The 22,886-nt window shown below is 63.9% G+C and carries 20 protein-coding genes and 1 other RNA gene; 5 read left to right on the forward strand and 16 right to left on the reverse strand.

The genetic code is table 11. From position 1 onward, the window contains the following. Positions 1 to 10: 10 nt before the first annotated feature. From NTH_RS02880 to NTH_RS02950, 15 genes are all read right to left on the reverse strand, one after another. A complete protein-coding gene (locus NTH_RS02880; protein ID WP_338528591.1) occupies positions 11 to 1,444 on the reverse strand; it encodes a UDP-N-acetylmuramoyl-tripeptide--D-alanyl-D-alanine ligase in 1,434 nt (477 codons plus the stop codon). Then, positions 1,441 to 2,895, reverse strand: a complete 1,455-nt coding sequence (locus NTH_RS02885; protein WP_338528592.1) for a UDP-N-acetylmuramoyl-L-alanyl-D-glutamate--2,6-diaminopimelate ligase — start codon at positions 2,893 to 2,895, stop codon at positions 1,441 to 1,443. Before NTH_RS02885 ends, NTH_RS02880 begins: the two co-directional genes overlap by 4 nt. A 49-nt stretch (positions 2,896 to 2,944) precedes the next feature. Then, entirely contained in the window at positions 2,945 to 4,666 is a 1,722-nt protein-coding gene (locus tag NTH_RS02890; protein WP_422392341.1) for a peptidoglycan D,D-transpeptidase FtsI family protein, read from the reverse strand. After that, positions 4,663 to 5,031, reverse strand: coding sequence for a cell division protein FtsL (ftsL, locus tag NTH_RS02895; protein ID WP_338528593.1), 369 nt, complete (start codon positions 5,029 to 5,031; stop codon positions 4,663 to 4,665). The genes NTH_RS02890 and ftsL overlap by 4 nt, the downstream gene beginning before the upstream one ends. Positions 5,032 to 5,037: 6 nt before the next feature. Next, positions 5,038 to 6,081: a 16S rRNA (cytosine(1402)-N(4))-methyltransferase RsmH gene (gene rsmH / locus NTH_RS02900; RefSeq protein WP_338528594.1), complete on the reverse strand. Its 1,044-nt coding sequence runs from the start codon at positions 6,079 to 6,081 to the stop codon at positions 5,038 to 5,040. Continuing rightward, positions 6,078 to 6,542: a division/cell wall cluster transcriptional repressor MraZ gene (mraZ, locus tag NTH_RS02905; RefSeq protein WP_338528595.1), complete on the reverse strand. Its 465-nt coding sequence runs from the start codon at positions 6,540 to 6,542 to the stop codon at positions 6,078 to 6,080. The genes rsmH and mraZ overlap by 4 nt, the downstream gene beginning before the upstream one ends. A 391-nt stretch (positions 6,543 to 6,933) precedes the next feature. Continuing rightward, an RNA gene (rnpB, locus tag NTH_RS02910) (RNase P RNA component class A) lies at positions 6,934 to 7,391 on the reverse strand. Positions 7,392 to 7,439: 48 nt separating this feature from the next. Beyond that, positions 7,440 to 8,129 (reverse strand): lytic transglycosylase domain-containing protein, encoded by a 690-nt coding sequence (locus tag NTH_RS02915; RefSeq protein WP_338528596.1) that lies wholly within the window; start codon positions 8,127 to 8,129, stop codon positions 7,440 to 7,442. Between the two features lie 162 nt (positions 8,130 to 8,291). Continuing rightward, the gene (locus NTH_RS02920) at positions 8,292 to 9,062 is read right to left on the reverse strand and encodes an N-acetylmuramoyl-L-alanine amidase (protein WP_338528597.1); all 771 of its coding nucleotides are present in this window, start codon (positions 9,060 to 9,062) and stop codon (positions 8,292 to 8,294) included. Beyond that, positions 9,059 to 9,769: a J domain-containing protein gene (locus NTH_RS02925; protein ID WP_338528598.1), complete on the reverse strand. Its 711-nt coding sequence runs from the start codon at positions 9,767 to 9,769 to the stop codon at positions 9,059 to 9,061. The genes NTH_RS02920 and NTH_RS02925 overlap by 4 nt, the downstream gene beginning before the upstream one ends. A gap of 144 nt (positions 9,770 to 9,913) precedes the next feature. Next, on the reverse strand, positions 9,914 to 10,105 hold the full coding sequence (locus NTH_RS02930; RefSeq protein ID WP_338528599.1) for a hypothetical protein: 192 nt from the start codon (positions 10,103 to 10,105) through the stop codon (positions 9,914 to 9,916). A gap of 112 nt (positions 10,106 to 10,217) precedes the next feature. Then, positions 10,218 to 10,751 carry a winged helix DNA-binding protein gene (locus NTH_RS02935; protein WP_338528600.1) on the reverse strand — a complete coding sequence of 178 codons (534 nt, stop codon included), beginning with the start codon at positions 10,749 to 10,751 and terminating at the stop codon, positions 10,218 to 10,220. 2 nt (positions 10,752 to 10,753) lie between these two features. Continuing rightward, on the reverse strand, positions 10,754 to 12,058 hold the full coding sequence (locus tag NTH_RS02940) for a TRAP transporter large permease (RefSeq protein WP_338528601.1): 1,305 nt from the start codon (positions 12,056 to 12,058) through the stop codon (positions 10,754 to 10,756). Then, a complete protein-coding gene (locus NTH_RS02945; RefSeq protein WP_338528602.1) occupies positions 12,058 to 12,612 on the reverse strand; it encodes a TRAP transporter small permease in 555 nt (184 codons plus the stop codon). The genes NTH_RS02940 and NTH_RS02945 overlap by 1 nt, the downstream gene beginning before the upstream one ends. Before the next feature lie 104 nt (positions 12,613 to 12,716). Beyond that, positions 12,717 to 13,688 carry a TRAP transporter substrate-binding protein gene (locus tag NTH_RS02950; RefSeq protein ID WP_338528603.1) on the reverse strand — a complete coding sequence of 324 codons (972 nt, stop codon included), beginning with the start codon at positions 13,686 to 13,688 and terminating at the stop codon, positions 12,717 to 12,719. A 155-nt stretch (positions 13,689 to 13,843) separates the two neighbouring features. Between NTH_RS02950 and NTH_RS02955 the strand changes: the two genes are divergently transcribed. The 4 genes from NTH_RS02955 (at position 13,844) to NTH_RS02970 (ending at position 20,521) form a co-directional block, all read left to right on the forward strand. Further along, positions 13,844 to 17,491 carry a hydantoinase B/oxoprolinase family protein gene (locus NTH_RS02955; RefSeq protein WP_338528604.1) on the forward strand — a complete coding sequence of 1,216 codons (3,648 nt, stop codon included), beginning with the start codon at positions 13,844 to 13,846 and terminating at the stop codon, positions 17,489 to 17,491. Between the two features lie 169 nt (positions 17,492 to 17,660). Further along, a complete protein-coding gene (locus NTH_RS02960; RefSeq protein ID WP_338528605.1) occupies positions 17,661 to 18,908 on the forward strand; it encodes a DUF3419 family protein in 1,248 nt (415 codons plus the stop codon). Further along, positions 18,905 to 19,567 (forward strand): class I SAM-dependent methyltransferase, encoded by a 663-nt coding sequence (locus NTH_RS02965; RefSeq protein WP_338528606.1) that lies wholly within the window; start codon positions 18,905 to 18,907, stop codon positions 19,565 to 19,567. The genes NTH_RS02960 and NTH_RS02965 overlap by 4 nt, the downstream gene beginning before the upstream one ends. 78 nt (positions 19,568 to 19,645) lie before the next feature. Further along, a complete protein-coding gene (locus NTH_RS02970) occupies positions 19,646 to 20,521 on the forward strand; it encodes a bile acid:sodium symporter family protein (protein WP_338528607.1) in 876 nt (291 codons plus the stop codon). Positions 20,522 to 20,565: 44 nt separating this feature from the next. Here NTH_RS02970 and NTH_RS02975 read toward each other — a convergent pair whose 3' ends face one another. Then, positions 20,566 to 21,972 carry a serine hydrolase domain-containing protein gene (locus NTH_RS02975; RefSeq protein ID WP_422392342.1) on the reverse strand — a complete coding sequence of 469 codons (1,407 nt, stop codon included), beginning with the start codon at positions 21,970 to 21,972 and terminating at the stop codon, positions 20,566 to 20,568. A 108-nt stretch (positions 21,973 to 22,080) separates the two neighbouring features. On the opposite strand from NTH_RS02975, the gene NTH_RS02980 reads away from it, so the two are divergent. Further along, complete coding sequence (locus NTH_RS02980; protein WP_338528608.1) at positions 22,081 to 22,872, forward strand: GH25 family lysozyme; 792 nt, start codon at positions 22,081 to 22,083, stop codon at positions 22,870 to 22,872. Positions 22,873 to 22,886: the final 14 nt, after the last annotated feature.

Below are 22,886 nucleotides of genomic sequence, written 5' to 3' on the forward strand. Positions count from 1 at the left end.
CCGCGTGGCGTCAGCCCCGCGCCGGTTTATCAACCGCCGCCGGAAAATGTTTGGTGAGAGCCTCGACCAGCTTGGAAAAGCCGATGCTCTTGGATGATTTGATCATGACAGTATCCCCCGCCCTCACCGCATTCAGGAGAAGCGGCTGAAGCTCGTCCGCATTGGCGCGGTATTCCACCTGGATGTCCTTCGGCGGATTGTCCGCCAACGCCTTCATTTCGGCGCCCGCCAGAAGCAGTATGTCGGCGCGCGCGTCGGCGATGACCGGCGCCAGCCCCGCATGCAGTTTTTGCGAATGGCTGCCCAGTTCCAACATGTCGCCCAAAACGGCGATGCGCCGCCCGCCATCGGCCACCGGCGCCGTCGCCAGTACCCGCAAGGCCGCCTGCATGGATGCCGGATTGGCATTGTAGCTTTCATCGATCAGCGTGAAAGTGCCCTGCCCCCGGCGCAGGACGTGACGGCGGCCGCGTCCTTCCTCGGCCGCAAAATCGTCGAACGCCGGCACGATGCGCGGCAGGTCGGCTCCGGCCAGATGCGCCGCTCCCAGGGCGGCCAGCGCGTTCTGCACCATATGTCGTCCTGTAGCACCCAGACGGAAAGAAAGTTCCTGGCCCGCGGCCTTGACGTCTATCTGCGCACCCTGCGCGTCGGGCTCGTATCTCATCAGCTTGAATTGGGCGCGGGCATGCTCGCCAAAGCCCCATATATGCTCGATGCCGGCCTCGGCCGCCATCTTGGACAACAGTTTCCAGCGCTCATCGTCGCGGTTGATGAGCGCATGACCGCCCTTGAGAACGCCGGAAAAGATCTCGCCTTTGGCGCGCGCGATCTCGTCGAGGCTCTTGAAGAAGCCGAGATGCGCTGCGGCCACCGCGGTGACGACCGCGATATGCGGGAGCACCATGCCCACCAGAGAGGTGATCTCTCCGGGATGGTTCATGCCGATCTCGAAGACCGCGTAATCGCAATCCTCCGGCATGCGCGCCAACGACAGCGGCACGCCCCAATGGTTGTTGAACGACTTGTCGGCCGCGTGCACCGTGCCCGCGCGCGACAGAATGCGGCTCAGCATGGCCTTGGTCGTCGTCTTGCCGACCGAGCCGGTCACGGCGATGATCTTGGCCCTGGAGCGCGAGCGCGCCGCTTGGCCGACCTTCTCCAGTGCCTGCAGGACATCGGGAACGACGATCTTCGGCGCGGCCAGCCGGCCGAGCGCCGGCAGCTTCTCCTCCGCGACGACCAGCACGCCGGCCCCGGCCGCGATCGCCGCCGTGCCGAAATCATGGCCGTCGAAATTTTCGCCCTTGATGGCAAAGAACGCCTCACCGCGCTTCAGCGTGCGCGTATCGATGGAGATGCCGCTCACACCTTCGGGCATGTTACCCTGCGGGCGCCCTCCGGTCGCGGCGACCAGGGCCTGGCTGTCCCAGAGGATGTTCAAGCTGTCTGCTCCCCGAGCGCTTTCCGCACTTCTTCATGATCGGAGAAATGGTGCTTGCGCCCGGCGATTTCCTGCCCGTGCTCATGCCCTTTGCCGGCCACGATGAGCGTGTCACCGGCCTTCAGCATGGATATGGCGGAGCGGATGGCTTCGCGGCGGTCGCCGATTTCCCGGGCGTTCGGCGCCGCCTGGAGAATGGCCCTGCGGATCGTCGCCGGCTCTTCCGAGCGCGGATTGTCGTCGGTCACGATGGCGATGTCGGCGAGCTCGGCCGCTATGCTGCCCATGATCGCCCGCTTACCGCGGTCGCGATCCCCCCCGCAGCCGAAAACGACGACGACGCGGCCGGTGGTGAAGGGTCGCACCGCCAGGAGCACATTCTTCAAGGCGTCGGGTTTATGGGCGTAATCGACATAGACCTGCGCGCCCTCGGCCGTCGTCCCCACCAGTTCGAGCCGCCCCGAAGCGCCTTTCAATTGCTCCAGCGCTGCGAGTGCCTGGTCGGCGGCAAGTCCTGTCGCTATGGCGAGGCCAGCCGCCACCAGCGCATTTGCGATCTGGAAGTCGCCCGCCAGCGGAAGGCCGATCTCGTAGATCCGACCGCGGTGCTCCACCTCGGCCCGCTGCCGGTGGCGCTCATGCTCCACCCGCTTCAGCGTCAGAAAGGCGCCCTTGCGGCCGACCGTGCGAAGCTCCCGCCCCGCCGCCTTCACCGCGTTCATCGTTGCTTCCGACCACTCGTCATCGGCGAAGACGACCGCCGGTGCGCCAGCGGGCAGCAGCGTGTCGAACAGGCGCATCTTCGACTGATGGTAGTGCTCTACCGTCGGGTGATAATCCATATGGTCGCGCCCCAGATTGGTAAAGCCGGCTGCGGCAAGCCTTACTCCGTCCACCCGCCGCTGCGAAAGGCCGTGACTGGAGGCTTCCATGGCGCCGTGGGTCACGCCGTCCTCGGCAAGCTCCTTCAGGAGCTTATGCAGTGCTATCGGATCGGGAGTGGTCAGTTCCCCGTATTCGTCGCGGTTCGGCGCCACGACACCGGTCGTGCCGATGCTTGCCGCCGAAAGCCCCGCCTGTTCCCAAATCTGGCGCGCGAAGGAGGCGACCGACGTCTTGCCGCTGGTTCCCGTCACGGCCACCATCGTTTCGGGCTGTCCTGGATGGAAACGGGCGGCGCAAAGCGCCAACGCCCTGCGCGGGTCGCTGCTTTCGATGACCGGGATCGCAAGCGCCCCGCCTATCGAACCGGGTTCTGCCACGACCGCCGCCGCACCACGCGCCGCGGCATCCTCGGCAAAACGCGCGCCGTCCGTCTTCACGCCAGGCAACGCAAAGAATATGTCGCCGGTTGTCACATGCCGGGAATCGGACTGCACGCCGGAGAACGTCATGTCGTCGGACAATACGCCATCATGTGGCAGGATATCGGCAAGTTCGCCCAGCTTCATTGCTTTCCAGTATTCTTTTTGTGGCCGTCCCGCACGACCAAGGCGGGAATCACTGGTAGGAGACCAGCAAAGCCTCACTTTCATGGCCGAAATCCGGCTTCACGCCAAGTAGCGGCGCCGCTCGGCGAATGATATTGCCGGCCAGCGGCGCATTCGTCACACCGGACGTTGCCGAAGTGCCCGGCTTTTCCGGCTTCGGCTCGTCCAGAACCACGAACACAATATAATCGGGATTGTTCGCCGGAAAGCTGGCGATGAACGTATTGAAGCGCGTATCGTTCGAATAACGGCCGTTGACCACTTTTTCCGCGGTCCCGGTCTTTGTGCCGACATAGTAGCCCGGTACTTCCGCGCGTCGCCCAGAACCTTTTTCCGTATTGTAGCGGAACAGGTAACGGACCTGCGCGCTCGTTTCCTCGGAAATCACCTGCTCGGCAATCGCATTCGCCTCTTCCTCGGTGCGCGGCAGGAAGGTTGGGGGAATGAGCTTTCCGCCGTTCAGCATTGCCGCCGCCGCCGTCGCGGTCTGCAGTGGGGTGGTGGCGACGCCATGGCCGAAGGAAATGGTAACGGAGTTGATCTTCTTCCATGTGGAAGGTTCGGTCGGGTGCGCCACTTCAGGCAGTTCCGTGGACATCCGATCGAGGAGGCCGATCCGCTTCAGGAACTCCCGGTGCCCCTCGATTCCCACCACATCGGCCATCTTGGCCGTTCCGATATTAGACGAGTAGATGAAGATTTCCGGCACGCTCAAAACGCGTCCCTTGCCGTGGAAATCCCTGATGGTGAACCCGCCCATGCGCAACGGCCGCGACGCGTCGAACTTGTCATTGATGTCCACCAGGCCGGAATCGAGCGCCATCGACGTGGTGAAAAGCTTGAAGGTCGACCCCATCTCGAAGACGCCCGCCGACATGCGGTTGAGCCGGTCTTTCTCAAGCGCGTTGTAGGGATTGTTCGGATCGTAGTCGGGCAGCGAGACCATCGCGACGACCTCGCCGGTGCGTGCGTTGAGCACGACACCGCCAGCGGCAATCGCCTTGAACCGTTCCATCGCCTGGGTGAGTTCGTCCTGCAGGATATATTGCACCCTGAGGTCGAGCGATAACTGGACCGGCTCGAGCGTTCCCGGCGCGGCAAGCCCCAGCGCCTGCAGATCGGCGAGGCCCTGGTTGTCGACATATTTCTCGATACCTGCGATCCCCTTGTTGTCGACGTCGACCAGACCGAGGACATGGGAGACCGTCGAGCCGCCCGGATAGAAGCGGCGCTTTTCGGTGCGGAAGCCGAGGCCGGGCACGCCGAGCGCCAGGATTTCGCTCTGCTGGCGCGGCGAAAGCTGGCGCCGCAGCCACACGAAACCCGCATCGCTGCTCAGTCGGCGGTAGGTCTGCTCATATTCGAGATCGGGCAACACGGTGAGCAGTTTTTCGATCGCCTCGTCAACATCGACGATGCGGCGCGGCTCGGCAAAGAGCGAGGCAGTCTTGATGTCCGTCGCCAGCACCTCCCCGTTGCGGTCGACGAGGTCGGGGCGCGAGGCGGTCGGTCGGCTTTCCGGCAGGTTGACGACTTCGTCCTCGGCAAGTCCCAGCTGCACGAGACGCCCGCCGATTGCCGCGTAGATGCCGAACAGCACGGCCATGGCCATGAATACCCGGCTCTGCCCCCGCCCGCCGACGGCCTTTCGCGAGCCCTCCACCACGATTCCGCCGTTTCCAGCCCCGACGGCGGCTGCTCGCCGCATCTTCCACAGGCCCGGCAACGTCATTGCGCCACTCCCCCAGTGATCGTTTCGTCCCGGAGCAGTTCCCCGATCTCGTCTCCCACCGGCGCATCAGCCGGCCTGAACGGCAGTTCGCGCAGCGCGTCGAACTCGGCTACCTGCCTGGGTTCGAGCGGCTTTAGCGCCAGTTCCGGCTCGTAGATGTCGGCCAGCTTCTGCAGGCGGCTCGGCTGCGTGAGCAGGCTCCAGTCGGCCTTCAGCAGATCAATGGCGTCTTTTTCGAGCTGGATTCGCGTTTCCAGCGCGCCGACCTCCTCCTGCAGAGCTTCGGATTCATGCTTCGTCATGTAAGTAAAGCCGGCCGCCGATATCATCGCCGCGATCAGGATAATGTCTGTGGTGCGAAACACGTCTTCCTACCTCGCCTTGCCGCCGGGTTGTCCGGCCACGCCGTCAGCCCCGATCACATTAAGTGCGGGGACCTCGAATATCCCGAAATCGGCTTCACCCGCGGGCGCATCTAGGCGCACCGCGGAGCGCAGCGTCGCCGACCGAGCTCTCGGGTTGCCGGCGATCTCTGCCTCCCCCGCCGAAACCGGCTTGGCCGGCTTGCCGAAACGAGCCGCAGGGCCGGCCACTTCCGGAAGGTGGCGTGAGCCGGTCGCGGCGCCTGATCGGGCGGCGAGAAAACGCTTCACGATCCGGTCCTCCAGCGAGTGGAAGGTGACCACCGCCAGAACGCCGCCCGGACGCAGGATACGCTCGGCCGCGAAAAGCCCGCGGGCGAGTTCTCCAAGCTCGTCGTTCACGAAGATCCGCAACCCCTGGAAGACACGGGTCGCCGGATGAATCTTGTCGGTCGGCTTGCGGCCGATCGTCCGCTCGACCAGCCGGGCCAGATCACCCGTGGTCGCGAAAGGCCGCTCAGCGCGTCTTTTCTCGATGGCGCGTGCGATGCGGCCGGCATGCCGCTCTTCGCCCAGCAGCCCGAATATGCGCGTGAGATCGCCCACCTTCAGGCGGTTGACCACATCGGCAGCGCTCGGCCCCTCCTGTCCCATGCGCATGTCCAGGGGACCGTCCTGCCGGAAGGAGAAGCCGCGCTCGGCCTGGTCGAGTTGCATCGACGAGACCCCGATATCCAGCACGACGCCGTCGACGGCCTCGCCGGCGATGGCGTCCACCTCCGAAAAGCGTCCACGCACCAGCACCAGCCGCCCGGCGGATTCGCGGACCAGATCCTGCCCGCTGGCGATCGCATCCGGATCGCGATCGATGGCCAGCACATCGGCACCCGCCGTCAGCAGGGCCCGCGTATAACCGCCCGCGCCGAAGGTGCCGTCGACGATGCGCTTGCCGGGCGCCGGGTCGAGCACCGCCAGCACCGCATCGAGAAGGACCGGAATGTGGCGGGCCGGTCCGCCACCGGACGTGCTTTCGCCGCCGGGGCCCGCCATCATTCCGTGCTTCCGGCAGCAGCCCCGGAGGCCCGTTGCCGCAATTTCAGAAGCCGTTCGCGCACCTGCGCGCCATGCGCCTTGAGACGCTCCGGCTCCCACATCTGAAAGAAAAGACCACGACCGACAAAGGCTACTTCCGTCGTAATGCCTGTATGCTCGCGGATGAAGTCGCTTACCGTAATGCGACCGTCCTGGTCGAGTTTCATGAACGCTCCGTCGCCATGCACGAAAAAGGACATGTCGTCCGCCGTCTGCAGGAACGGATCCTCGTTCGCCATCCGGCTTTCGTAACGCTCCAGGAGATCGGTCCCGCCTACATCCATCGCAGGAACGTCCAGCGCGCGCAGCCCATAGAGCTCGCCGAAGCCCCGTTTCTGCACGACCGATCGGAAGTGTCCGGGCACCGAGACCCGCCCCTTCGCATCGATCCTGTTGATCGCACTGGATAAGAACCGATCCATCGTTCGATGTGGCCACGACTGGCGTTCGCCTCTTTCTGAATGGCTCGACCGGCATGCGGCTCAGCTCCATGTCGGCTTCCCGACCCCTCGAAAATAGACGCAATACGCCTTGGCACCCCGCCCCGAAGGACCGGCTGCGCGACCCGCAAACTCCTTGCTGAAACTATAACCTGATTGATTTGATGGGATAACATGGGGCATCATGGGCGTCAACGGGAATGATAGACACAAACGCCTGCGAAACCCGCGTTCCGGGCACCGCCGCACCCCGTTTATCGGTCATTAAGGCTAATGAAGGGTTGACGCGCCCAACGGGCTCGCGCGTGCAGGCGACGGCATGATTGCCGGCGTCGTATATCCGACGCCGGACTACATCTCATCGTTCCGGAAAATTGCCAGCCGGTCTGTAAGCCGGGTTCTGTATGGCTGCAGCGGCAAGCGCTGCAACGTGGCGACCATTCCTCTGGGACCGGTGTCGCCACCGGCCTCAAGCGACCTACCCGAACGGCAGGGCCGAAAACAGCCCTCGAAGGTTGCCCTTCGCACCGTTCCTATTCGGTCTTGCTCCCGGTGGGGTTTACCGTGCCGCCCCTGTTGCCAGGCGCGCGGTGGGCTTTTACCCCACCCTTTCACCCTTACCCCGCGGTATTTCGGTCCGGCCCCTTGCATCCAGGGTAGCGCCGGACATGTCCGGTGGACCGAAATACAGGCGGGGCGGTTTGCTTTCTGTGGCACTTTCCCTGGGGTTGCCCCCGCCGGGTGTTACCCGGCACCGTGTTTTCGTGGAGCCCGGACTTTCCTCACGCACCGCCTTTCGGCATTGGAGCGTGCGGCCGCCCGACCGGCTGGAGCTCCGTATAAAGGGATTCCGGGTGCAAAATGCAAACCCTTTCGTGCTTATCCGCGCCCGAGAATCCGCTGCACCTTGGCGCAATAGGCCGAAGAGACGGGATTCATGCGCTTGGCGCCGTGTCCGGCATTGTACCGCAGGATCGCCCCGCAGGTATTGCCGCCGCCGAGCTGATAGGCCTTCGCCAGATATTTCATGCCGTACCGGATGTTGACCTCCGGATCGTAAAGGCCCTTGGCCGATCCGCTATAACCCATGCCGCGGGCCGTGGAAGGCTTGATTTGCATCAGGCCAATCTCGCCGGCCCGGCCGCGCGCGGAGGGACGGTAGTTGCTTTCGACGCTGATAACGGCGTGAGCAAGCGATACCGGCACGCCATATTGCGCTGCATAGCGCGAAATGATCGAGTGGTAAGGGCGGAAGCCGGACTTGGAGGAGGATTTGCCTGACAGCTTGGCCTGGGAAGGCGCGCGAACAGAGGAGGTGGTGGTAGGATCGATACCGGCGGCCTCGGCCTTGGCTTCGGCTGATGCTTTCGCCGCCTGCGGCCCCGTTTCGCTGGGACGGCCGCGCAGCACCTTCTTCAGAAGGTCACCGAATGTCTCTTCGGAACCATCGGCCGCAATCTTCGTTGTTGCGGCGGCGCCGGCCGCTTCGCCGTCCTTCGCATATGCATGAGATCCAATAGTCACGGTCCCGGCAGCAAGCGCTGCCGCGATTAATAGCTTGATGTTCATCGTTACCTGTCTTCGTTTCGCCTGCGCAGCGCACAGGGATTGCACTGTGAAGCGGGAAAACTCCCACCTCTGCCCGGAGCCGCGTGTTGCAGGGCAAAGTGCGCAAAGAACGGCCACGCCGTTCAAAAATCATAACCTATTGAAACACTTGCTCGGGAAAGTTCACGAGACTTCATTATCGGCCGGCAGCAGGGCCAGCAGTTGCAACAACGTATCGCGGGTCGACCGGTCGGCGATCCCGTCGATGCGGGCCGGCCGGAAATGGCGCTGGAACGCAGCCACGACAACCTCGGTTTGCGCGTCGTAAACTCCGGTTATTTCAATGCCGTAGCCGTAGTAGGCCAGCATTGATTGCAGCTTCTCGACGCTCTCGCCCTTTACGCCTACGTCAAGTACCGTCCCATCCGCCAGCGGCGCCGGTTCCACATAGAGCCCGACATCCTTTTCGGCCAAATCCCGCCAGGGGAATTTCTCGCCCGGATCGATCTTGCGGCCTGGTGCCACATCGGAATGCGCCAGCACCCGCTCGGGCCGGATGCCCCGGCGGCCGCCGATATCCCGACACAATTCGATCACCGCCTCGATCTGCCGCGCGGGAAAGTCCGGATAGCCGAATCCATGGCCGCCATTGGCTATCTCGATGCCAATGGAAAAGGAATTGACGTCGGCGGCCCCGTTCCAGGAGCCCTTGCCCGCATGCCAGGCGCGGGCATCCTCGCGCACCATCTGGACCACCCGCCCGTCCTCGTGGACGAGATAATGGGAAGAGACCTGGCTGGCGGGGTCGCAAAGCCAGCGTTCGGCCGCCTCCCCGCTTTCCATGCCCGTGTAATGAAGGACGATCGCATCGGGAATGAGGCCGTCGCGCCGTTGGCCGAAATTCGGCGAAACCCGCACCTCCGCCGCCGGATAGTCGGCCACAAAGCCGCTCATACGGCCCGCCGGCTCATCTCGATCTGCTCATAGGCCGTGTTGAGGGCGGCCAGGCGGCTGTTGGCGATGGCGATGAACTCTTCGGGAACGCCTCTTGCGATCAGCCGGTCCGGATGACTGTCCGCCACCAGCCGGCGGTACTGGCGCTTGATGTCGCTGAAAGGCGCGTCAGGGCCCACCCCCAGAAGAATGTAGGGATCGGCATCGCCGCCGACGACATGCCGCGCCTTGATACGGGCGAAGTGCGCTTCGCTGATGGCGAATATCTCTGCAACGCGCTGCAGGAACGACAGCTCACGCTCGTGGACGACACCGTCGGCCTTGGCGATATGAAACAGCCCGTCGAGAATGTCCTCAAGCATCGCGCAATTGGGCTTTCCAGATCCGCACAGGCCGGCCATCTGCCGGGCGTAGGCCTCGAAGCCCGCAACATCCCGCTGGGCCAGGTCGTAGAGGCGAGCGACGTTGCGCATCTCCTCGCTGGGCACCGCGAATATCTCGTGAAAGGCGCGCACTTCGTCCACCGTTACGACGCCGTCGGCCTTGGCCATTTTTGCCGATAGCGCGATCAGCGCGATGGAGAAAGCAACCTTGCGCCGCAATACGGGGTCGCCCTCGAAAGCCGACCGAACAGCCTCGACGATCGCACTCAGCACGCTGCCGGAAGCGCGAGCGACGAAGTCGGAGATTCGCACAAAAATTGTCATAGTGCGAAGTTCTTAAAGCGATTTGGCCGAGATTTCGAGGTCGCTTTTTCACTTCATCCGCAGTTCGGCGAAATTCGCTGCTCCCGGGGCGCTCCAAAAAGGTGGGAGAAGCCTGGTTCCATAGCTTCTCCCATCGGGCACCGTCTACTCTGCGGGCTGCACCGGTTCAGCCGCATTGGGGTCATCAGGTTCGATGCCTTGGGTCGTCTCGTCGTCCAACGGCTGTTCCTCGGTTGCCGGCTCGACGCCCTGCGTCGTGGTATCGTCGGTGTCGCTGCAGGCGGCCAGGCCGAGCAGCGCCGTGGCAGATACGAGACTGGTGAGAACCTTTTTCATTTCCTGCCTCCGTTGAGTAAAACCGCCCCACTGGGCAGCCGATGCGGAAATGCACTCACCCGGCGCCAGGTTTCCTCACATTGGATGACGAAAGGTTACATGGCCAGAGCGGCTATAGCGAGGTTGCGCTGCGGGCCGCCTGATCGTACTGGCCGGAGATCGTCCGCATCATCGCGGCGATGCCCGACAGCGCGTCCTCGTCGAGGTTGAGCCGCTTCATGGAATCGACCAGCAGCGTCTCGCGTACCTGGTGATAGCGGTGGCAGGCGTCGAGCCCCTTGCGGGTAGCCTTCACCGTCTTTTCCTTGCCCCGCTTGGACGATGCGACCAGTCCCAGCGCATCGAGCTTCTTGATCGCATAGGTGACCACATGCGTGTCCTCGATGTTGAACAGCATGCAAAGTTCCGACAGCGTCTTTTCGCGGTTGCGATGGGCTACGGCATGAAGGAGATGGACGGCGATCGGCTGCAGCCCCGGCACGCCGGCCGCCGCCATGCAGCGCACCATCCAGCGCTCGAAGGAGTGGTGCATGAGCGTCATTGCGAACTCGATCTCCGAAAGCGCCGGCATGGCGCCGGCCGCCAGATGCGATGCGGTGACCACCGGGCCGATGCCATGGTCGGTCTTTTGCGCCCTGTCGCTCATTCTCACCTCGCCAGCATCGTTTGCGGCAGCCACAGCGCCAGTTGAGGAAACGCCACGATCAGCCCCACGGCCACGATCATCAGGCAAAAGAACGGCAGCGTCATCTGGGCCACCCTGAGGATGTTGTGGCCGGTCAGTCCCTGCAGGACAAAGAGGTTGAAGCCCACGGGGGGCGTGATCTGGCTCATCTCCACCACCAGGACGAGATAGATGCCGAACCATATGATGTCGAGACCCGCCGCCTCGATCATCGGCAGGATCACGGAGGTGGTCAAAACGACGATGGAGATGCCGTCGAGAAAACAGCCTAGAACGGCGAAGAACAATGTCAACGCAGCCAGCAGCGCGAAGGGCGAAAGCTCGAGGCTGCCGATATAGGCCGCCAGTTCGCGCGGGATGCCCGTATATCCCATGGCCACGGTCAGCACCGCGGCGCCCGCGAGTATCAGAACGATCATGCAGGACGTGCGCGTTGCCTGCCGCAGCGCGTCGACGAAGCTCGCGCGGTTGAGGGTGCCGGTGAAGCCGGACAGCGCGAGGGAGAGCACCACGCCCACCACGGCCGCCTCGGTCGGCGAAGCGAACCCGCCATAGATGGACCCGATAACCCCGGCGATCAGCGCGATGATCGGAAAGAGCCGCCGCGTCTGCCAGAGGCGCTGAAGGTAGGGCACGCGTGGGTCGGGCTCCGGCATGCGGCCGCGGTTGAGCAGCGACCAGATTACCGTATAGCCCATGAACAGAAAGGCCAGCATCACACCCGGCACCACGCCCGCAATGAACAGCCGGGCGATCGACTGCTCGGTGGCTGCGCCATAGACGATCAGGATGATGGACGGTGGGATCAGCAGCCCGAGCGTGCCGGAGCCCGCCAGCGTGCCGATCGCCATCTTCTCGTCATAGCCGCGCCGCCTCAGTTCCGGCAGCGACATGCGCCCGATGGTGGCCGTCGTGGCCGCCGAAGAGCCGGAAACAGCCGCGAAGATGGCGCAGCCGAGAATGTTCACATGCAGGAGCCGGCCGGGCATGTGCCGCATCCATGGCGCCAGCCCTGTGAACATGTCCTCGGCCAGCCGCGTGCGAAACAGTATCTCGCCCATCCAGATGAACATGGGGAGTGCCGCCAGATCCCAGGAATTGACCGCGCCCCAGACCGTCGTCGCCATGACCGCGCCGGGCGGCGCGGAGACCATGAGGAAAATCGTCGCCAGCCCCACCGCGGTAAGGGCCAGAGCCACCCACAGCCCCGCCGCCAGCAGCAGGAGAACGAAAACGCCGAGCAGAAGGGAAGACGTCGCCAGGTCCATCAGACCACCTCCCTCTCGTCGCCACGGTCCGAAGCGAGATAGGACGGCGTTCCGCCGGTGACCGCCGCGGCGAAGTCATCGACCAGTGAAAGCGTGAAAATAGCCGCGCCCACCGCCATCGCGCCCTGCGGTATCCATAGCGGAATGGCAATGATGCCGTAGGAGAGCTCATTATAGCGAACGCTGTCGAGCGCCAGAAGCGCGACATACCAGGCGAACAGACCGGCAATCGCCGTCGCCACCGCCAGCACCGCCACTTCCACGACATGGCGCAAGCCCGGAGGCAGCGGAGAGATCGCCAGCGTCACCCTGATATGGGTGCCCGCCCGAAACGAGCCAGCGAGCGCCAGGAACGAAGCGGCTACCAGCAGGAAACCCGCGATTTCTGCCAGCGAGGGAACCAGGAATCCGTACGGCCTGTTGCCTGCCATCACCAGCAGCGTGTCGAACACACGGCCCGCCACCTGGGCGAATACGAGGATAGCGGTGGCCGCAAGCGCCGTCATGGCAAGCCATTCGGACGCGGCATAAAGGCCGTTCAGGAAAGATCGCATGTCGAACCACCTTGTTGAAGCCGGCAAAGCCGCGATGAGGCGGCGTCGACGCCGCCCGATTGAACCCGGCCGATTGCCGGCCGGGTCGCGAACAAGGGTGGGGGCTAGTTCCTGTAGGCCTCAAGAATGGCCTGACCTTCCGCGCCGGCCTTTTCCGCCCACTCCTCGGACATGGTCTCGCCGATCTCGGCAAGCCCTGCCTTGAGCTCGTCGCTGGGGGGCGCAACGATGATGCCGTTCTCCTTCAGGATCTGCGTCTTTTCCTCGGTTTCCTGCTTGGAGGCTTCCCAGCCGCGCGTTTCCGCCTCTGCCGAAGCCTTCATCACTGCCTCCTGCTGCTCGGGCGCCAAGGCATCGAAGGCCTGCTGATTGACGAAAACCATGTTGCGCGGCAGCCACGCCTGTGTGTCGTAATAATGGGTCAGGAAGTCCCAAACCTGGGTATTGGCGCCGGTCGAAGGCGAGGTGATCATCGCCTCGACCCGGCCGGTGGCGAAAGCCGTCGGCAGATCCGGCACCTCAACCTGTGTCGGCAGCGCGCCGGCAAGCTGCGCCAGCCTTTCGGTCGAAGCGTTATAGGCGCGCATCTTCAGGCCCTTGAGGTCGTCGATAGAATCGACCTCCTTGTTCGTATATAGCCCCTGCGGCGGCCACGGCACCGAAAACAGCAGCTTCAGCCCCTGCTCTTCCAGCTTCGTCGACAACGCGTCCTTTGAGGCATCATAAAGCTTCTTCGCGTCCTCATAGCTGGTCGCGAGGAACGGCACGGAATCGATCTCGTAGATGGGATCCTCGTTGGAAAGGCGCGAAACCAGCACCTCGCCTATCGGCGCCAGGCCCTGGCGCACTGCGTTCTTGATGTCGGGATGCTTGAAAAGCGAGCCGTTGGCGTGGACCGTGATCTGCAGAGCGCCTCCCGTCGCTTCCTTCACGTCGTCGGCAAATTCGGTGATGTTCACCGTGTGGAAGTTCGTGTCGCCATAAGGAACCGGCATGTCCCATTTCGTCTGGGAATACGCGGATGTCGCAAAGCCGATGGCGGTGGCGAGCAGCGCGGTCTTCGCTAGATATTTCATATCAGTCTCCCATTTCTTCGTTCGGCGACGGTCGTTCCTTATTCTCGTCGCGATGGTCAAGATTTGCACACTCGGATAAAATGTCAACAAATTATTGACGTTTTGTCGAAGTCGTGATTTTGGTTCGGCAGCAACAATTCTTCGGGAGCAGGTTCATGACCAGGGGCAGATGGGATTTCTGGATTGATCGCGGCGGCACGTTCACGGACGTGATCGGGCGCGATTCGCGGAATGTCCTGCATGCCCGCAAGTTGCTCTCCGACAACCCCGAAGCCTATCGCGATGCCGGCATTCAGGGAATACGTGATCTGCTCGGCGTGAAAGCCGGCGATCCGGTGCCCTCCGAACGCATCGGCGAGGTGAAGATGGGCACGACGGTGGCCACCAACGCCCTTCTGGAGCGCAAGGGCGACCGCGTCCTGCTGCTCATCACGAAGGGCTTTCGCGATGCGCTGAGGATCGCGTATCAGGCACGGCCCGACATCTTCGCCAAGGAGATCATCCTTCCCGAACAGCTCTATGAGCGCGTTGTCGAGGTGCCGGAGCGCGTGCGGGTTGATGGGACGATCGAAACCGAACTCGACCTCGACGCCGTCCGCGGCGACATCGAGGCGGCGAAGAAGGCGGGTATCGACGCCGTTGCGATCGTCTTCATGCACTCCTGGAAACATCCCCGTCATGAGACGAAAACCGCCGAGCTTTGCCGCGAAATCGGCTTCACCCAAGTGTCGGCCAGCCACGCGACCTCGCCCCTGATCAAGCTCGTCGGCCGCGGCGACACGGCGGTGGTGGATGCCTATCTGTCGCCCATCCTCGCCCGCTATGTCCAGCGGATTTCGGACGAACTTGGCATGAAGAAGACGGATCAAGGCACCGACCACGCCGCTCAGCCCCGCCTCAAATTCATGATGTCGTCGGGCGGCCTGACCGCCGCCGACATGTTCCAGGGCAAGGACGCCATCCTTTCCGGTCCCGCCGGCGGCGTCGTCGGCATGGTCGAGACGGCGCGGCTTGCCGGTTTTGAGAAGGTGATCGGCTTCGACATGGGCGGCACGTCCACCGACGTCGCCCACTATGAAAGCGAATATGAGCGCGCGTTCGATACGGAGGTGGCCGGCGTGCGCATCCGAGCGCCCATGATGCGTATCCACACCGTGGCCGCCGGCGGCGGCTCCATCCTGCACTACGAGGACGGCCGGCTGAAGGTGGGCCCGGATTCGGCCGGCGCCAACCCCGGCCCCGCCTGCTATCGCCGCGGCGGGCCGCTGGCCGTCACCGATGCCAATGTCATGCTCGGCAAGCTCCAGCCCGACTTCTTCCCGGCCATCTTCGGCCCGGATCAGAACCAGTCGCTGGATGTCGAGGTCGTTCGCGCCCGCTTTGCCGAACTTGCCGCAAAGGTCGGCGACGGCCGCAGCGCGGAAGACGTGGCGGAAGGCTTCGTCACCATCGCCGTGGAGAACATGGCCAACGCCATCAAGAAAATCTCGGTGCAGCGTGGCTACGACGTCACCCGCTACCTGCTCAATTGCTTCGGCGGCGCCGGCGGCCAGCATGCCTGCCTGGTGGCCGATGCGCTCGGTATGGAATCGGTCCTCATACACCCGCTCTCCGGCCTCCTGTCGGCCTATGGCATCGGCCTTGCCACCGTGTCCGCCTCGCGCCAGAAAGCGCTGATCAAGCCGCTGGCCGAGGAAGCTGTCACGGCCATCGAAGCCCAGATCGCCGAACTCCGCGCAGAAGTCATGAAGGAGCTCTTCGAGCAGGGCATCGCGGAAAAGGCGACCGAGTGGCGCGTGCGTCTCGAAGTGCGTTATGACGGCACCGACACCACGCTCTCCGTGCCTTTCGACGACAAATCCGTGGCCGCCACGAAGAAGGCTTTCGAGGCCGCGCACAAGGCCCAGTTCGGCTTCGTCTACGATGACAAGCCCATGGTCGTGGAGGCCGTCGGCGTCGAGGGCGTGGACGCCCGCAAAGCCGGACCGGAAGAGCCCGAGCTTGCCGTCAACGACAACGAGCCCGAACCGCGCGAGACCCGCCGGATGTTCTGCGATGGCAAATGGCGCAAGGCCGGCAGCTTCCGCCGCGAAGACCTAGCGCCCGGTGACCGCGTGCGCGGTCCGGCCCTGGTTATCGAGGACAATCAGACGATCGTGGTCGAGCCCGGCTGGCAGGCCGAGATCACCGCCCGCGACCACATTCTTCTGCGGCGCATCGAGAAGAAGCCGCGCCAGGCCGCACTCGGCACGGAGGCCGATCCGGTGATGCTGGAGGTCTTCAATAACCTCTTCATGTCGATCGCCGAGCAGATGGGCGTGACGCTCCAGAACACCGCCTATTCGGTCAACATCAAGGAGCGGCTGGACTTCTCCTGCGCCGTCTTCGACCGCAACGGCGCACTTGTCGCCAACGCCCCGCACATGCCGGTGCATCTGGGCTCCATGGACCGCTCGGTGGAGACGATCATCCGCCTCAACGAGGGCGACATTCATCCCGGCGACGTGTTTGCGCTGAACGCGCCCTATAACGGCGGCACGCACCTGCCGGACATAACGGTCGTGACCCCCGTATTTGACGCGGAAGGCAAGAATATCCTGTTCTACACCGCCTCGCGCGGCCACCACGCCGATGTCGGCGGCACGGCGCCCGGCTCCATGACGCCGCTCGCCACCAACGTGGACGAGGAAGGTGTGCTGTTCGACAATTTCCGCCTCGTCGAGCGCGGCCGCTTCCGCGAGAAGGAACTGCACGAACTCCTGACCGATCACCCCTACCCGGCCCGCAACCCTCACCAGAACATCGCAGACCTCAAGGCTCAGATCGCGGCCAACGAGAAAGGCGTGGCCGAACTCAGGAAGATGGTCGAGAATTTCGGTCTCGACGTGGTCGAGGCCTATATGGGCCACGTGCAGGACAACGCCGCCGAGAGCGTGCGCCGCGTGCTCCAGCGCCTGCCCGATCATTCCGAATACGAGTATCCGACCGACACGGGCCAGATCATCAAGGTCAAGATCACGGTCGACCGGGAAAAGGGAGAGGCCACAGTCGATTTCACCGGCACCTCTCCCGTCATGAAGAACAATTTCAATGCGCCCGAACCGGTCGCCCGCGCCGCCGTGCTTTACGCCTTCCGCGTGATGGTCGAGGGGTCTATTCCGATGAACGCAGGCTGCCTGCGGCCCATCAACATCATCATCCCGGAAGGCTGCATGCTGCGCCCTTCCTACCCGGCTGCGGTCGTCGCCGGCAATGTGGAGACCTCCCAGCACGTGACCAACGCGCTATTCGGCGCCATGAAGGCGCTCGCCAACAGCCAGGGCACGATGAACAACCTCACCTTCGGCAACGAAACCTACCAGTATTACGAAACGCTGTGCTCCGGCTCGCCCGCCGGCCGCATGAACGACGGCCGCGGTTTCCACGGCACCTCCGGCGTGCATGTCCACATGACCAATTCACGCCTCACCGACCCGGAAATCCTGGAACTGCGTTTCCCGGTACTGCTGGAGGACTTCCATATCCGGCAAGGCTCCGGCGGCAAGGGCAAGTGGAACGCCGGCGACGGCACCAGGCGCACCCTGCGCTTCCTCGAGACCATGGAGTGCGCGATCCTGTCTTCCCACCGCACGGTGCCGCCGCGCGGCCTGGAAGGCGGCGGCGACGGCCAGCTCGGCAAGACGCAGGTGCGCCGCAAGGACGGCACGGTTGAAACGCTGAAAGGTTGCGACCAGACCGTCGTCGAAGCGGGCGAAGCCGTCATTGTCACGACGCCGACGGCAGGAGGATTTGAGCGGCTGTGATCGGACGCGAGAAGTCCTTCATCAGCTCTGAGATGCAGAGCTGATGACAGGCGGTGCGTTCGGTCCCGTCGCCTTCTCCACATCGCCGTCACAGACCGTCACATCGCCTTCAACCGCCTGTCATGGATTTCCGCTAGCCCCTTGGAAAGCGTCCACGGGGAAATCTCCCATGACTGACCTTTCCGCCGATATCGGCCTTTCCTCCCGCCGCCGCATCGGCAGCGCCGTCTACCAGAACGGCGTATTGACGAAAGCCGGGCTGTCGGAACGTCTCTTCGCGCTGCTCTTTTCCGGCCTGGTCTATCCGCAGATATGGGAAGATCCGGACGTCGACATGGAGGCGATGGCGCTTGGCGAAGGCCATCGCGTCGTCACCATCGCCTCGGGCGGCTGTAACGTGTTGGCCTATCTCACGCGAACGCCGGCAAGGATCGACGTGGTCGACCTCAACGGCGCCCATATCGCCCTCAATAGGCTCAAGCTCGCCGCCTTCCGCGCCCTTCCCTCGCCCGCCGACCTGCGGCGCTTCTTCGGCGAGCCGGGCAATCGGGCCAACACGGAAGCCTACGACCGCTTCATCGCGCCGACGCTCGACGCGCGGTCCCGCCGCTACTGGGAGAAGCGCGATCTCCTCGGCCGCCGGCGGATCGAGGCATTTGGCCGCAATTTCTATCATTCCGGCCTGCTCGGCTTCTTCATCGCGGCGGGCCACCGCGTCGCCAGGCTGCACGGCGTCGATCCCGCCGGCATCATGGAGGCCGGCAATCTGCGCGAGCAGCGCCGCTTCTTCGAGGACCGGCTGAGGCCGCTTTTCGACAAGCCCTTCGTCCGCTGGGCGACATCCCGAAAGGCCTCCCTCTTCGGGCTCGGCATACCGCCAGCGCAGTACGACGCCCTCATCACTTCGGGCAACGGCACCATGGCGGAGGTCCTGTGCGCAAGACTCGAAAAGCTCGCCTGCCATTTCCCGCTAAAGAACAATTATTTCGCGTGGCAGGCTTTCGCCAGGCGCTATCCCCGCGAGGGAGAAGCGACCCTGCCGGCTTATCTGCAGCGCGAGAATTTCAACACCATTCGCGCCAATGCCGGCCGTGCGGTCGTGCACCATGCAAATCTCATCGAACTTCTGGCCGCCAAACCAGCCGGCAGCGTCGACCGCTTCGTGCTGCTGGACGCACAGGACTGGATGAGCGACGATCAGCTCAACGCCCTCTGGTCGGAAATCACCCGCACCGCAGCACCCGGTGCCCGCGTCATCTTCCGCACCGCCGCCCAGCCCACGCTCCTGCCCGGCCGCGTTTCCGAAGGGCTGCTCGCCCAATGGGGCTATGATTTCGTGCGTTCCCGCGAACTCTCGGCCCGCGACCGCTCCGCGATCTATGGCGGCTTCCATCTTTACGTGAAGAAGAGCGCATGAGCTTCACCGCCGAAACGGATTCCCATGCGCGCCTGATGGATGGCGTCTATCGGCATCAACGTCACATCTATGACATCACGCGGAAATTCTACCTTCTTGGCCGGGACCGCCTGATCGCCGACCTTGCCTTGCGGAACGAGGACACGGTGCTGGAACTGGGCTGCGGCACCGGCCGCAATCTCTCGCTCGCCGCCGCACGTTACCCGGGAGCCCGGTTCTTCGGCATCGACATATCGGGTGAAATGCTCGCGACCGCGCGCAAGCGGATGCAGCGCGAACACATCGATGGCATCGTCACCCTGGCCGAGGGGGACGCGGCCGGTTTCGACGCCCAAGTCCTGTTCGGCGGCTCCCGTTTCGACCGCGTGTTCCTGTCCTACGCCGTCTCGATGATTCCGCCGTGGCGCGAGGCAATCCACGCAGGTCTCGACGCCGTCGCACCGGGCGGCACGCTCCACATCGTCGACTTCGGACGGCAGGAGCATCTTCCATCCGCGTTCCGCTGGGTCCTGCGACGCTGGCTTGCCGCATTCCATGTCGAGCCACGCGACGCGCTGCGCGGGTTTCTTGAATCGGAATGCCAACGCCGCGGCGCAAGCCTCCGTTTTGAATCGCTTTTCGGCGGCTATGCCGTCATGGCGAGAATCGCGGTTTCATGACACCCTGAACGCCGCACCGCGTTTTCCAAATGTTCATCAACTGTGCCTAGCCTTGTGCCGGCAATAAAGGGGCAGTGCATGGTGGAAGCCGGTCTTGCAATCAATCTCGGCCTGCCGGCCGCGCTCTTCATTATCATGCTGGGGCTCGGCCTCTCGTTGCGGCTCGACGATTTCGTCCGCATCCTGGCCAGGCCCCGGCCCGTGATCGTCGGGCTTGCCTGCCAGGCCGTCGTCCTGCCGCTAATCTGCCTTGCCATGGTCACGGCCTCCGATCTGCCGCCGGCGGTCGCGGTCGGCATGATGCTGCTGGCGGCAAGCCCGGGCGGCACGTCCAGTTCGCTTTTCACCCATCTTGCCGGCGGAGACGTCGCGCTCAGCATCACTCTGGCGGCGATCAATTCGGTTCTTGCGATGGCGACCGTGCCGATCATAGCAAATGGATCGCTGCTCCTGTTCTACGGGCGCACCGAAGCGGTGACGCTGGACCTCTTCCAGGTCCTGCAGTTCTTTCTGATCGCCATCGTTCCGGCCATGATCGGCGTATTCATCCGCAGCCGCCATCCTGGCCTGGCCCGTCGCCTCGAGCGGCCCGTCCGGCTGCTGGCGACCTTGTTCCTGCTCGCGGTGGTGGGCTTCGCCCTGGTCAGCCACTGGGACGTCGTTCTGGAGTGGGGTCCGGTCGTCGGCGGCACCGCGCTTGCCTTCAACCTCGTCAGCCTCGCTGTCGGCTACTACGTGCCGCTCCTGTTTGGCATCGAACAGCGCCAGGCGATTGCCATCGCCATGGCCATCGCCATCCATAATGCCGCGCTGGTGATCACCCTGGCGGTCAGCGAGACGATGCTGAACAATTCCGAAATGGCCATTCCGCCCGCCCTGTACGGATTGATCGCCTACGGGACAGGGGCGCTCGCCATCTGGCTTTACAATACGCGGCTGCGCCTGGCGCAGTAATTGGCCCGCCCGCCACCTCCAGCGCCGTTGCAGAGCGCACCGTCCTATTCGCCCTCGCGGCTGGCTCGGCCGAGCGCCTTGACAACGGCCTCCACCAGCACCTGCGGCTTATAGCCGAGTTTCATCGGAGTCAGCCCCATGCGCAGGACCACGAGGCGGCGCGAAGGAATGACCGTCATCGTCTGCCCGTCATGACCGAGCAGCCAGTAGGCATCCTCCGGCAGTTCATAGCCCGCGTCCGGTTCCTCGTCCCGCGGCCGGTCGATACGCGGGCCGTGCAGCCAGAGGTGCCGGCCGTATTCGCCGCCGGAAGCCCTTGTTGGTGTGCGCATCCAGTCGACCCAACCGGCCGGCAGGATGCGCGTGCCCTGCCATACCCCATCATCGAGCAGGAACTGCCCGAACCGCGCCCAGTCCCTTGCAGAGGCATAGAGATAGGACGAGCCGACAAAGGTTCCCCTGGCATCCGTCTCCAGCACGGCGCTCGACATGCCGAGCGGACCAAAAAGCGCCTTGGCCGGCCAATCGAGTGCCTCCCGGGGATCCTCGAAAGCGTTCTGCCATATCCGCGACAACAAAAGGCTGGTGCCACTCGAATAGCTGAAGGCCTCGCCCGGCGCCGCCACCAGGGGCTTGCCGACCGGCACCGAGACCGAATCCGGCTCCAGATAGAGCATGCGCGTCACGTCGGTGACGTTGCCGTAGCTCTCGTTGAACTGCAGGCCGCTTTCCATTCCCAGAAGGTTGGCAATTGTGATTTTCGACCTGTCATCGCCTTCCCACTGCGGCAGCAGACTGTCCTGCTCCACGGAAAGCCGGCCCTCGCGCACCAGTGTGCCGACGATCGCCGCCGTAACCGTCTTGGTCATCGACCAGCCCAGCAGCGGCTGATCGAAACGGGCCACATCGTCTCCATAGCGCTCGCCGATGATGCGGCCGTCGCGGACGACCACGACCGCGCGCATCCCCGGCCCGGTGATTTCGGGATCATCCAGCGCCGCCGCCAGCGCCGCATTGTCTGAAGCGCTTATTGCCAGCCCGTCGGGCCATGGTTCCGTGCCGCTTACCCGCTCGGCTCCACTTGCCGCCGAATGCGCCGCGGCCGCCAGGTCGCCATCGGGCACCGCAGCGCATCCCGTTCCCCGGCGGAACACGGCAAGCCCATCGCCGAAGAGGCTGAAAAGCCCAGCCCGCACGGTGGCGTCGGACGCATCGATACGAACCCTCATCAGACGCAGCAAGGGATGGCCCGGCGCCTGAACGTCTTTCGCCAGCACCGATTCAGGGTCTCGCCCGGCAATGAAGACATTGGAGCAGACGATCTTGGCCGCATAGCCGGAACCCACACGTATGAGATCGGGCGGTGCGAGATAGAGCCAGAGCAAAACGGCAACCAATAACGCCGCGACAATGCCGGCAGCCCATTTCAAGCCGATCCAGATTTTCCGCAAGCCGGCTTCTCCTATCTGGCGGGAGCGATCGCGATCCGCGCCATGGCCTCGCCCATCTCCCATGGTGTAGGAATATGCGTTGATTCGCACCGGGGAGCTTGGCGCATCATGCGGATTCTCGCAGTCATCCTTATGACGCTCGCGCTTGGCGCCTGCACGAGCGGCAGCTACGATCTGGCGGACCTTGTGCCGGTGTCTGCCTCACCCTCCAAGGGTCCGCGCTTCGGCGACAACGACCCCCACGAATGGGCCGGTCGTGCACCGTGGACCTACGCCATCCACGGCACCGATGTTTCCAAGTACCAGCGCGACGTCGACTGGGCCAAAGTGGGCCGATCCGGCATCTCCTTCGCCTTCATCAAGGCCACCGAAGGCGGCGACCGGGTGGACGAGGCCTTCCGCCGCAACTGGAACGGCGCGAAGGCGGCAGGCATACCCCGCGCCGCCTATCATTTCTACTATTTCTGCCGGCCGGCCATCGAGCAGGCCCGCTGGTTCATCGCCAACGTGCCGCGCGATCCCAGCGCGCTGCCGCCGGTCCTGGACATGGAATGGAACCCCTTCTCGCCGACCTGCACGATCCGCCCGCCGGCGGAAAAAGTGCGCGCGGAAATGCAGGTCTTCCTCGACGCCATCGAGCGCCACTACGGCAAGCGCCCGATCATCTACACCTCGATAGACTTCTTCGATGACAATGGCCTGTGGCGCTTCAAGGGAAATCCCTTCTGGCTTCGTTCGGTCGCCGGTCATCCTGATGACAAATATGGCGGGCACCCCTGGGTCTTCTGGCAGTACACCGGAACGGGCGTCATTCCCGGCATCGAGGGCAACGCGGACATCAACGTCTTCAACGGTGATGCAAGCGCCTGGCAAAAGTGGCTCAAGGCCCAGGCCGGCTAATGGGCAAGAAGGAG

Source organism: Nitratireductor thuwali (assembly GCF_036621415.1).
Classification (GTDB): Bacteria; Pseudomonadota; Alphaproteobacteria; order Rhizobiales; family Rhizobiaceae; genus Chelativorans; species Chelativorans thuwali.

What these genes read in the sequence shown, in the direction of transcription:
- rsmH (WP_338528594.1), bottom strand. Translation starts at nt 6,081, where the DNA reads ATGATGGCGGGCCCCGGCGGCGAAAGCACGTCCGGTGGCGGACCGGCC.
- mraZ (WP_338528595.1), bottom strand. Translation starts at nt 6,542, where the DNA reads ATGGATCGGTTCTTATCCAGTGCGATCAACAGGATCGATGCGAAGGGG.
- NTH_RS02920 (WP_338528597.1), bottom strand. Translation starts at nt 9,062, where the DNA reads ATGAGCGGCTTTGTGGCCGACTATCCGGCGGCGGAGGTGCGGGTTTCG.
- NTH_RS02970 (WP_338528607.1), top strand. Translation starts at nt 19,646, where the DNA reads ATGGTGGAAGCCGGTCTTGCAATCAATCTCGGCCTGCCGGCCGCGCTC.
- NTH_RS02890 (WP_422392341.1), bottom strand. Translation starts at nt 4,666, where the DNA reads ATGACGTTGCCGGGCCTGTGGAAGATGCGGCGAGCAGCCGCCGTCGGG.
- NTH_RS02925 (WP_338528598.1), bottom strand. Translation starts at nt 9,769, where the DNA reads ATGACAATTTTTGTGCGAATCTCCGACTTCGTCGCTCGCGCTTCCGGC.
- NTH_RS02945 (WP_338528602.1), bottom strand. Translation starts at nt 12,612, where the DNA reads ATGCGATCTTTCCTGAACGGCCTTTATGCCGCGTCCGAATGGCTTGCC.
- NTH_RS02930 (WP_338528599.1), bottom strand. Translation starts at nt 10,105, where the DNA reads ATGAAAAAGGTTCTCACCAGTCTCGTATCTGCCACGGCGCTGCTCGGC.
- NTH_RS02965 (WP_338528606.1), top strand. Translation starts at nt 18,905, where the DNA reads ATGAGCTTCACCGCCGAAACGGATTCCCATGCGCGCCTGATGGATGGC.
- NTH_RS02980 (WP_338528608.1), top strand. Translation starts at nt 22,081, where the DNA reads ATGCGGATTCTCGCAGTCATCCTTATGACGCTCGCGCTTGGCGCCTGC.
- NTH_RS02955 (WP_338528604.1), top strand. Translation starts at nt 13,844, where the DNA reads ATGACCAGGGGCAGATGGGATTTCTGGATTGATCGCGGCGGCACGTTC.
- NTH_RS02960 (WP_338528605.1), top strand. Translation starts at nt 17,661, where the DNA reads ATGACTGACCTTTCCGCCGATATCGGCCTTTCCTCCCGCCGCCGCATC.
- NTH_RS02940 (WP_338528601.1), bottom strand. Translation starts at nt 12,058, where the DNA reads ATGGACCTGGCGACGTCTTCCCTTCTGCTCGGCGTTTTCGTTCTCCTG.
- NTH_RS02950 (WP_338528603.1), bottom strand. Translation starts at nt 13,688, where the DNA reads ATGAAATATCTAGCGAAGACCGCGCTGCTCGCCACCGCCATCGGCTTT.
- NTH_RS02915 (WP_338528596.1), bottom strand. Translation starts at nt 8,129, where the DNA reads ATGAACATCAAGCTATTAATCGCGGCAGCGCTTGCTGCCGGGACCGTG.
- NTH_RS02935 (WP_338528600.1), bottom strand. Translation starts at nt 10,751, where the DNA reads ATGAGCGACAGGGCGCAAAAGACCGACCATGGCATCGGCCCGGTGGTC.
- NTH_RS02885 (WP_338528592.1), bottom strand. Translation starts at nt 2,895, where the DNA reads ATGAAGCTGGGCGAACTTGCCGATATCCTGCCACATGATGGCGTATTG.